This window comes from Herbiconiux sp. (assembly GCF_023264895.1).
Lineage (GTDB): Bacteria > Actinomycetota > Actinomycetes > Actinomycetales > Microbacteriaceae > Herbiconiux.
In genome coordinates, this window is the sequence record NZ_JAHFUY010000005.1 from 1 (window position 1) to 10,872 (window position 10,872).

Consider the following 10,872-nt stretch of genomic DNA (forward strand, 5'->3'; position numbering starts at 1 on the left):
GCGTGGCGGCGGGCGGCGAGGCGGCGGACGCTAGGCCCGGGACGGGCGCAGCACCAGGGCGGCGAGCACGCCGGCCGCGGCGACGAGCGCCACGATGAGGCCGACCACCGCGTCCCACCCCGCCCACGCGAGCACGACGCCGCCGAACCAGCCGAAGAGGCTCGAGCCCGCGTAGTAGGCGAGGTTGTACAGAGAGGAGGCCTGGGCGCGGCCGACGACCGCCTCGCGACCGGTCCATCCGGATGCGATGGCGTGCGCCGCGAAGAAGCCGGCGGTGGCCACGACGAGGCCCACGAGCACCACGGCCAGCTGGTCGACCGCCGTGAGCGCGACGCCCGCGATCATCACGAGGCCGGCCCCCACGAGCACCCGCTGCGAGCCGAAGCGCGAGGCCACTCCCCCGGCCCAGGATGCCGACACCGTTCCCGAGAGGTAGGCCACGAAGATGAGGCTCACGAGCAGCTGCGGCAGCGCGAACGGCTCCCCGAGCAGCCGGAAGCCGAGGTAGTTGTAGAGCGCCACGAACGCGCCCATCAGGAGGAACCCCTGCGCGTAGAGCACGAGCAGCCGCGGCGAGCGGAGGTTGACCGCGAGTCGGTGCCCGAGCCCCCGACCCGCCTCTCGCGACGACACGAACCCCCGCGCCCTCGGCACCAGGAGGAGGAACGCGAGCGTCGCGACCCCGCAGACGGCCCCCACCGCGAGAACGCCGATCCGCCATGACACCAGCTCGCCCACCGGCCCCGCGATGAGCCGTCCCGACAGCCCGCCGATCGAGGTGCCCGCCACGTAGATGCCTGCCGCTCTCACGATGTCGCGCTTGGCGATCTCCTCGCCGAGCAGCGCGATGGCCGTGGCGGGCACTCCGGCCACGAGGAGGCCCTCGACGAACCGCCCGGCCAGCAGCACCGGGATGCTGGGCGAGAACGGCACGACGAGCGCGATGACGGATGCCCCGGCGAGCGCGGTCGTCATGGCGCGCACCCGCCCGATCCGGTCGGCGAGCACCGACCACGGGATGACCCCCACGGCGAGGCCGATGGCCGCCACGGAGAGCGTGAGCGCGGCGGTGGCGGGCGCGATCCGGAGTTCGGCGGCGATCTCGGGCAGCAGCGCCTGCGTGGAGTAGAGCTGGGCGAACGTGGCGACCCCGGCGAAGAAGAGTCCCGCGAGGATGCGCCGGTACTCGCGGCTCCCCCGCTCGTGCCCCTGCCACTCCGCCACCCGGCGAGCCTAGCCCCCTCGCGCCTCTGCCGAACCGTCACTTTCCACGCCATCCCGCTGAGGGATGTGTGGAAAGTGACGGTTCGGCAGAGGGTGGTGGGGGTGGGGTGGGACTAGGGGGTGCAGGCCACCAGGTCCTCGACGGCGGCGCTCAGGCTGGCCGGGCCACCCAGGAGGGTGACCTTCGTGGCTCCGAGCTCCTCGATCTGAGCGAGGGTCGCCGCCGGGATGCAGTCGGCCTTCACCGTGAAGAGGGGCGCGTCCATCCGGGGTCCGTACGCCGAGCCCGCGAGGGCGTCGGAGAACTTCAAGCCCGTGGCCAGCAGCACGTGATCGGCTTCGGTGAAGAAGTGATCGTTGATGCTGCGAGACGCCTCGTACCGGTCGGCCCCGCCCAGGCGGATGGTGTCCGCGATCTTCGCGGCATCCGTCTGGATGCCTGCCGAGACCGACGCCTCGCCGCCGGCGATCGCGATGCTCTTCACATCGAGATCGTTCAGCAGCTTCTTGGTCGCCGCATCCAGCGTGGATGCGGTGCCCTTGACCAGGATCACCGGGCCGTCGCCATCGATCGCCGCACCCGCCGACAGAGCGTCAGCGAACTTCGTTCCCGCCGACAACACCGCGGTGGGTGCGCCGTCAGGGAACGCGGCCTTCGCGATGTTCCGCGACGCCTCGTACCGATCCGCCCCACCGATCCGGGCGACCGTGCCCAGCTTCTTCAAGGCTGCCTCGACGTTGGCCGACACCGTGGCGGTCCCGCCGACGATCACGATCTTCGTCGCCCCGAGTCGCTTGATCTCGGCCGCGACACCTGCAGGCAGGTCGGCGGTCGTCGTCAGCAGGATCGGAGCGCCAGCGACCGTCGCAGCGGGAGCTGCCGACAGGGCATCCGGGAACACAGCACCCGACGCGACATACACAGTCGACGACCCGTCAGCGAACCCGGCCTTCGACGTGTTCACGGCGACCTCGTACCGGTCCGCGCCCGCGATCCGGTCGACCACGGTCGGCTCCGGCTCGGGATCGGTGCCAGGGATCTCCTGCGGCTCCACACCCTCGAGCGTCGGCACGACGGTCTGCATGAGCCCCGTCTCCGGGTCGAAGGTCAGCTTGTCGATGGTGGTCTCGCGGTGCTGACCGTCACCGCCCGGGATCTGGAAGCGGTGGTACGCGATGTACCAGTCGTCGGTGCCGGGAACGTTCAGCACCGAGTTGTGGCCGGTGCCGAGGATGCCCTGCGACGGGTCCTTCTGCAGGAGCACCCCTCGATAGGTCCACGGCCCGTCGACGCTCGTCGCCGTGGCGTAGCCCACCCGGTAGTTCTCCGATCCGGTGTCGTCGATCGAGTAGGTCAGGTGGTAGAGGCCGTCGCGGTAGTTCAGGAAGGTTCCCTCACGGAAGTCCGTGAGGCCCTCGATGCGCTTCAGCGTCTCCTGCTTGATCGAGAGCATGTCGTCCGAGAGCTCGGCGTACACGGGTGCGCCGTTGCCCCAGAAGAGGTAGCTCTTGCCGGTGGCCGGGTCGGTGAACGCCGCCGGGTCGATGGCCTGGCCCGAGGTCACGGCCTCGTTGTTCAGGATCATCGCCTCCGGCTGTGCGGTGAACGGACCGGTGGGGCTGTCTGCGACCGCCACACCGATCGTCTTGCGGTCGACCGAGGGGTTGTGGCCGCTGAAGTAGAAGTAGTACTTGCCGCCCTTCTCGGTGATCGTCGGCGCCCAGGCGTTGCCGGTGGCCCACGGGACGTTGCCGTTCGCACCGTCGAGGGTGAGGAAGGGCTCCTCCGAGCGCTCCCAGTCGACGAGGTTCTTCGACGACCAGACGTAGAACTCCTTGCCGCCCCAGCCGGGGTAGCCGTCGGAGGTGGCGTAGATGTAGTACGTGTCGCCGAAGGCGGCGATGTTGGGATCGGCGTAGAGGCCGGGCAGGCTCGGCGTCTTCATCTCGATCGCCCTGAGGGTCCAGACCACGGCGTCGCCGCCGGCCTTCGGCGTGAGCGTGACCTCGACCGGGGAGGTCAGGTCGACCGTCGTGCCCGAGGCGGGCGAGGCGGTCACAGCGGTCGACGTCGTCCACACCGGGGTGAGGGCCGAGGCGTCGGTGCCGGGCTCGAGCGGGAAGGTGACCTCACGGGCCTCGGTGTCGACGATCGGTGCCGTCTTCAGCACGTCCTCCTCGAGGGTCACCCCGGCGAGCGCTGTGGTGTTGCCGGATGCCTCGAGCACCTCGGCAGGCGAGAGCGCCCGGTTGTAGAGGGAGAACTCGCGGAACGCGCCCTTCAGCCGGTTGTCGCCGTCGTAGTTCGAGCGGCCGAGGTAGTTGGCGCTCGTGAAGCCGCCGCCGATGTCGCCGGGCTCCGAGGTGACGGTGCCCGAGGCCACCTCCACGCCGTCGAGGTAGAGCGTCGCCGCCGTGCCCTCGAGCGTGTACGTGAGGTGCGCCCAGCGGCCTCGCTGCAGGTTCGAGCCCTGCGAGACGGTCTGCTCCGTGGTCCAGTTGCCGGTGGCGAGGCTCGTGCGATAGGCGTTGCCCGTGCTGAACAGGTAGCCGTTGCCGGCGCCGCCCGAGGTGTTGCCGAGCCCGTAGATGAAGTACGGGTTTCGCTGGTCCTCGTCGATCCAGACCTCGGCCTGCACCGAGACGTCGGTGACGCCGGCGAGGATGTCGTTCGGCAGCTTCACGTAGTCGTCGCCGCCGTCCAGGCGCAGCGCGCCGTCGCTGAACGTGGCGCCGCCCATGACGGAGCCGTCGAGGCCGTTGCCCGAGACGTCGGTGAGGGTGGATCCGGTCGAGTCGGAGAAGTCGTAGCTCACGATCTGCCCCTCCTCGTTGGCCGGCACGGGGTCGGGCGAGCCGCCGAGGCTCTCCTCGAGAAGGGCGAGCTCGGCCGCGGTGACCGGCACGACCGTGCCGTGGCGGGGGCTGGCGGGCAGGTCGTAGTCTGCCGAGACCTTCCAGTCGGGGTTCGCGAGGTCGGCCGACTCGAGCGGGATGTAGCCGCGTCCGCCGTACTCGTCGACGAAGAGGTAGAACTTCTCGCCGTTGATGTCTCCCGGGTTGGCCTTGAAGGCCGTCGGGCCCTCGACCGCGCTCGTGCCGGCGTTGCGGCCGATGCAGCTGTCGATCTGGGTCCACGAGGGGAGGGTGGCGCGGAGGTCGGTCGACGACTCCTGGATGATGTCGGCGCAGCCGGTGTTCGCTCCCTCGTCCTTCGTGAAGCGGTAGTAGGTGTCGTCCTCCTCCAGCACGGTGGAGTCGATGCGGGAGACGCCCTGGTCCTGCCAGACCTGCGGCTCGCTGAAGCTCACGAAGTCGCGCGTGGTGGCGTACATCATGCGGTGATAGGTGTTGGTCGTGCGGTCGGGGTCGCTCTCGGGGTAGAGCGCCGACGCCCAGAACACCACGTAGGCGCCGATGGTGTCGTCGTAGTAGGCCTCGGGCGCCCAGGTCATGCCCGCGTTGTCGGGGGCGACCTTGACGTGCCGCTGCTCGGACCAGTTGACGAGGTCGTGCGACTCCCAGATCTCGATGAACTGGCTGCCGTTGTGCACGGCGTCACCCCACGAGGTGCCGCTGCCGATCGAGAGATCGGTGGCGATCAGGTAGAAGGTGTCGCCTTCGGGAGAGCGGATGAGGAACGGGTCGCGGAGGCCCTTGGTGCCCTCGTCGGAGGTGAGGACCGGACGGCCGGCGTTGAGCTCGTTCCAGTCGAGCGCGTTGTTGCCCTCGCTGGCGGCGAAGTAGATGTTCTCCCCGGCCAGCGAGTTGCCCGTGAAGTAGGCGAAGGCGTAGCCCTCGTACTCCGTGTCGGCCACGGCGGCGCGCACGACGGCGGTGAAGGATCGGGTCGCGGAGGCCTCGCCCTTGGTGAGGGTCGCGGTGAGCGTCACCTCGGCGTCTGCGCTCGGGCGGGTGACGACGCCGTCGGTGGCGATCACGGCCGCGTCCGAGCTGGCCCAGGTGATGCCGATGCCGGCGGGGGCGCCGGGCAGCGTGATGTTGCCGCGCACGTCGTCGATCGAGGGGATCGCGAGGGCAGCTGCGGCCTCGTCGACGTCGAGCTGGTCGCTCGGCAGCGCCAGCACGGTGGCCGGGAACTGCTTGGTCTCGGTGGCGGCCCCACGGGTGATGGTGGCGGTGAGGATGACGGGGGCGTCGGCCTCGCCTGCTGCCGGGCGGGTGACCGCACCCGTCGACGAGACGACGTCCGGCGCATCCGAGGCCCAGGTGACGGTCGAGCCGTTGGGGGCCACGGTCGGCAGCGTGATGTCGGCCTCGACGGCCGAGAGGTCGCCGAGCGCGAGCTGGGCGACGTCGCGCTCGACGCGCGTCTCGTCGGCGACCTGGAGCCCGGCGATCTCCTCGACGGAGAGCGCGGTGTCGTAGAGGCGGAAGTCGCGGACGCTGCCGGCGAGGTAGCGGTCGGCGGCGTAGTTGGAGCGGCCGATGTAGTTGGCCACGGTCGAACCGTTGCCGATCTCGCGCGGCTTGACGGTGACACCGGTCTGCTCGGCGACCTGTGCACCGTCGAGGTAGATGCGGGCGGTGTCGCTCGCGTCGTCGAGCGTGTAGGTGACGGTCTTCCAGACGCCGCGCTCGAGGTTGGCGCCGGAGTTCGCCACCTGCTCGCCGCTCCAGTTGCCGGTGGTGATGCCGGCGCGGAGCGGGTTGCCGGTGGCGAAGAGGTAGCCGCTGCCGGTGTTGCTCGTGGCCGGGTTGCCGAGACCGAAGAGGAAGTAGGGCGAGGCCTGGGTGGGCCGCACCAGCACGTCGAGGCTCACGGTGACCGAGTCGAGGCCGGCGAGGATGTTCGCCGGCAGGACCACGTGGTCGTCGGTGCCGTCGAGCGTCACGCCCGCGTCGCCGCCGAGGGCGGGGCCGCCGGCGTAGGTGGCGTCGCGACCGTTGCCCGAGCTGTCGACCGCGGCGGTGCCGGCGGTCTCGTCGAGCGCGTAGTGCGCCACCAGGTGGTCGGTCGGCACAGCCAGGGCGGGCGCTGCCACGGTGGTGCCGGCGAGCGGCACCACCAGGGCGGCGACCGTGGCCGCGATCATCGTCGTGCGGGACACGTGTCTCATCGCATGTTCTCCATGTTCGGCTTCATTGTCGAGTGGGGTCAGGTCGCGGCCCGGCAGGGCCACCGGTGCTCAGATCAGGTCTTGCGTTTGCGCGAGACCACGAGCCGCTGCAGCAGCACGAAGACGAGCAGGATGCCACCGGTGATGATGGTCGTCGCCTCGGGCGGAATGCTGCCGTCGCGGGTGATCAGCACGTTCATGAGGCCGAGCACGAGCGCACCGATCACGGAGCCGAGCACGAAGCCCGCCCCGCCGGTGAGCAGGGTGCCGCCGATGATGACGGCCGCGATGGCGTCGAGCTCCCAGCCCACACCGGTGATGTTCTGCGCGATGCCGAGCTTCGAGGTGTAGACCACGGCGGCGAGGCCCGCGAGGGTGCCGCTGATGACGTAGACGAGGAGCTTGGTGCGCACGACCGGCAGTCCCATGAGGAGCGCCGACTGCTCGGAGCCGCCGATGGCGTACACCGTGCGGCCCAGCCGCGTCTTGTGCAGCACGAAGAAGGCCACGATGACCACGAGGGCGGCGATCAGCACGTTGGGAGTGGTGATCAGGTCGTTGATCTTCGGTCCGTCGACGACCTTCCACTCGGTGGAGAGGGCGCGGATGGGCGAGTCGTCGTCGAGGCGCTCGGGCGTGGTGCTCAGCATCGAGGCGAGGCCCCTGGCGAGGAACATCATGGCGAGCGTCGCGATGAACGGCTGCACGTTGAAGTACTGCACGAGAACACCCGAGGCGATACCGAAGGCCGATCCGATCAGGACCATCAGCACCATGACGACGCCCGGATTCCAGCCGGCGTTCGCGAGCATGACGCCCACGAGGCTGCTGATGGCGATGACGGCGCCGACCGAGAGGTCGACTCCTCCCGTGAGGATCACGAAGGTGAGCCCTACGGCGAGGATGATCAGGTAGGAGTTGTTGATCAGCAGGTTCGAGATGGTGCTGAACTGCACGATCCGGCCGTAGGCGATCTCACCGTAGATGACCATGCCGATGAAGATGACCACGGCGGCCAGCGTCGGCAGGGTCTCGAGGTTCGGGGTGAGCCGCGAGCGGAGCGAGCGCTTGGGGGTGGCGGGTGCGCCCTGCGTGGGGCGATCGATGAGGGTGCTCATGCCGACACCGTTTCCTTTCGCGTCGGGACGGGCGCCGACGGCGTCGTCCGGGATCTCCGCCGGGCGAAGAGGGCTCTCACCCGCTGCGACTGGAGGAGGCAGATGACCACGATCACGATCGCCTTGAACGCCGGCGTGGCCGACGACGGGATGGAGAGGAACACGATCGTCTTGTCGAGGGTGGCGATCAGCAGGGCGCCGATCACGCTGCCGGTCAGCGAGAACTTGCCGCCGGCGAGGGAGGTGCCGCCGATGACGACGGCGAGGATGGCGTCCATCTCGGCGTTGAGGCCGGTCTTGGCCACCTCGACCGTCATGACGCTCGCGGTGCTGAAGATGCCGGCGATACCGGCGAGCACGGCGCTCACGATGTAGACGGAGATGAGGATGCCGATGGGGCGGATGCCGGCCATGCGGGCGGCGCGCGGGTTGATGCCGATCGACTCGATCATGAGGCCGAGTGCGGTGCGGCGCACCAGGATGGCCACGATCGCGACGATGACGGCGCCGATCACGAAGATCACCGGGAAGCCGAACACGGTGCCGTTGGCGAGCCAGCGGAACGGCTCGTTGGTGGCGGAGGTGTTCTGGCCCGAGGTGATGACCTTCGCGAGCCCGCGGCCGGCGAGCATCGTGATGAGGGTCGTGATGAAGGGCTGGAGGCCCACCACCGAGACGAGCACGCCGTTCACGGTGCCGAGCACGGCGCTGATGCCGAGCGCGAGCGCCGCGGCCATGATGGCCGTGCCCGCGTCGCCGCCGCCGGAGTTGTTCATGAACTCCATCGAGACGGCGCCCGAGACCGCCATCACGGAGCCGACCGAGAGGTCGATGCCGCGGGTGGCGATGACGAGGGTCATGCCGATCGCGATCATCATGATGGGGGCGCTGGCGCGCAGGATGTCGATCACGTTGCCCGAGAGGTTGCCCGTGGCCGCATTGACCGAGACGCCGAGGTAGCTCGGATCCTTCACGAGGTTGATGATCAGCAGCAGGAGCAGGGCCACGATGGCCCAGATGTACGGCTGGTGGATGACGGCGCCCACGATCCGGCGGGCGGATGAGGGCCCGGATCCGGATGCGGGTGCCGGTGCGGCGGCGCTCATGAGGCGCTCCCTTCGGTGGCGATCAGATCGACGATGGTGTCGGCGGTGACATCGGGACCGTTGACGATCTCGCCGATCTTACGGTGATCCTTCAGCACGACGATGCGTTCGCTGAGGCGCACGACCTCCTCGAGCTCGGACGAGATGAAGACCACCGACATGCCGTCCTCGGCGAGGGCGGCGATGGCCTCCTGGATCTCGGCCTTCGCACCCACGTCGATTCCACGGGTGGGCTCGTCGAGCACGATCAGTTCGGGCTTCGTGGCGAGCCAGCGGCCGAGCAGCACCTTCTGCTGGTTGCCGCCGGAGAGGTTCTTGATGGGGCGCTCCGGATCGGAGGGCCGCACGTTGAGCTCGAGCAGGTACTTCTCGCACAGCTCGTTCTGCTCGCGGCGGGAGAGCGGACGTGCCCAGCCGCGGCGGGCCTGCACCGCGAGGATGAGGTTCTCGCGCACGGTGAGGTCGCCGATGATGCCCTCGTCGCGCCGGTTCTCGGTGGAGAAGGCGATCTTCTTCGAGAGCCCGGCCATCGGGCTGTGCACCTCGGAGGTGACTCCGTCGATCGTGACCTCGCCCGAGTCGGGGCGGTCGGCGCCGTAGATGAGGCGGCCGAGCTCGGTGCGGCCGGAGCCGAGGAGGCCGGCGAGGCCGACGACCTCGCCGGCGTGCACCTCGATGTCGACGGGCTCGATCGAGCCCTTGCGGCCGAGGTCGGTGGCCTTGTAGAAGGCGGGGGTTCCGTCGGCCGAGGCGGCACGGCCTCGGTTGGAGCCGAGCGCGGCGAGCGCGCCGTAGTCCTTGCCGATCATCTTGGAGATGAGCTCGGTGCGGTTCAGCTCGGGGGTCATGTACTCGCCCACGAACTCGCCGTTGCGGAGCACCGTGAGGCGGTCGCTGATGGCGTAGACCTGGTCGAGGAAGTGCGAGACGAAGAGGATGGCGACGCCCTGGTCGCGGAGCCGCCGCATCACCTGGAAGAGGCCCTCGACCTCGTTCGCGTCGAGGCTCGAGGTGGGCTCGTCGAGGATGAGCACCTTGGAGTTCGTGACCATGGCGCGGCTGATGGCCACGAGCTGCTGCAGCGCGAGCGAGATGCTCGAGAGCGGCTGCTTCGGATCGAGGTCGCCGAGGCCGAGACTCACGAGCGCTTCGTGCGCGGCCTCGTGGGTCTTCTTCCAGTTGATGCCGAGGGGGCTCCGGACCTCGTGGCCGAGCATGACGTTCTCACCGATGGTGAGGTTGTCGCAGAGGTTGACCTCCTGGTACACCGTCGAGATGCCGGCGTTCTGCGCATCCGCCGTGCCGGAGAAGGAGCGGGGACCACCGGCGACCGTGATGGTGCCGGAGTCGATCTTGTAGACGCCGGTGAGCGCCTTGATGAGGGTCGACTTGCCGGCGCCGTTCTCGCCCATCAGGGTGTGCACTTCGCCGGGGAAGAGGCGGAAGCGCACGTTCTGGAGGGCCTTGACGCCGGGGAACTCGATCGAGATGTCCTCCATCTCGACGATCGGCTCTGTGGGTGCCATTGTCTGCCTGGTCGTTCTGCCGGCTGCCCGGCGTCGTCGGTGGGTTCGTGGTGGTGCGTGCAGCGCGGTGGTGCGTGCGCTGCGGGTGGTGCGTGCGCTGCGTGGTGGTGCAGTGCGGATGCGGTCGTCCGGCAGCGGTGCTCAGCTGCCGGACGACCGGTCCTCAGTGGTGCGGGCGGATCAGAACGCGCGGTCGGGCAGAGCCTCGGTCGCCGCCTCGGGCGAGTCGAAGGTCACGCTCGGAACGACGATCTCGCTCTCGACGGTCTCACCGGCGAGGGCGGCGTCGACGACCTCGATGGCGGTGTCGCCGAACAGCGGGTTGTACTCGGCCACGAAGCTCAGACGGCCGGCGGCGAGCGCCTCGAGGGCGGCCTTGGTGCCGTCGATCGTGATGATCTTGACGTCGGTGCCGGGCTTCAGGCCCGCCTCTTCGACGGCGAGAGCGGCGCCGAGGCCCATCTCGTCGTTCTGGGCGAAGACGAGCTGCACGTTGTTGTTGTTGGCCTTGAGGATGGTCTCGAAGACGCTCTTGGCCTCTTCGGTGGACCAGTTGGCCGACTGCGACTCGAGCTTGGTGAAGTTCGGGTCGATCGTCTCGTCCCAGCCCTTGTTGCGGTCGTTCACGACCGAGAGGCCGGGAGGTCCCTCGAGCACGACGTAGTTGGCGCCCTCGGGGAACTGCTCGTTGGCCCACTCGGCGGCCGAGGCGCTGATGCCCACGTTGTCGGGAGCGATGCGGCTCGTGTAGAGCTCGGTGTCGTTCGGCTCGATGCCGCGGTCCAGGAGCACGACGGGGATCTCGGCTTCCTTGGCG

At 69.3% G+C, this 10,872-nt stretch carries 6 protein-coding genes; all 6 read right to left on the minus strand.

The window, feature by feature from the left end; all coding sequences use genetic code 11:
* Positions 1 to 30 precede the first annotated feature (30 nt).
* The gene (locus Q0D57_RS00640) at positions 31 to 1,224 is read right to left on the minus strand and encodes an MFS transporter (protein ID WP_291036641.1); all 1,194 of its coding nucleotides are present in this window, start codon (positions 1,222 to 1,224) and stop codon (positions 31 to 33) included.
* A gap of 113 nt (positions 1,225 to 1,337) precedes the next feature.
* Entirely contained in the window at positions 1,338 to 6,305 is a 4,968-nt protein-coding gene (locus tag Q0D57_RS00645; protein ID WP_291036643.1) for a family 43 glycosylhydrolase, read from the minus strand.
* A gap of 74 nt (positions 6,306 to 6,379) precedes the next feature.
* Entirely contained in the window at positions 6,380 to 7,423 is a 1,044-nt protein-coding gene (locus Q0D57_RS00650; protein WP_291036645.1) for a sugar ABC transporter permease, read from the minus strand.
* Positions 7,420 to 8,529 (minus strand): ABC transporter permease, encoded by a 1,110-nt coding sequence (locus tag Q0D57_RS00655; RefSeq protein WP_291036647.1) that lies wholly within the window; start codon positions 8,527 to 8,529, stop codon positions 7,420 to 7,422. The genes Q0D57_RS00650 and Q0D57_RS00655 overlap by 4 nt, the downstream gene beginning before the upstream one ends.
* Positions 8,526 to 10,055 carry a sugar ABC transporter ATP-binding protein gene (locus tag Q0D57_RS00660; protein ID WP_291036650.1) on the minus strand — a complete coding sequence of 510 codons (1,530 nt, stop codon included), beginning with the start codon at positions 10,053 to 10,055 and terminating at the stop codon, positions 8,526 to 8,528. Before Q0D57_RS00660 ends, Q0D57_RS00655 begins: the two co-directional genes overlap by 4 nt.
* Before the next feature lie 180 nt (positions 10,056 to 10,235).
* A partial coding sequence (locus tag Q0D57_RS00665; RefSeq protein ID WP_291036652.1) for a substrate-binding domain-containing protein occupies positions 10,236 to 10,872 on the minus strand: 637 nt, incomplete at its 5' end.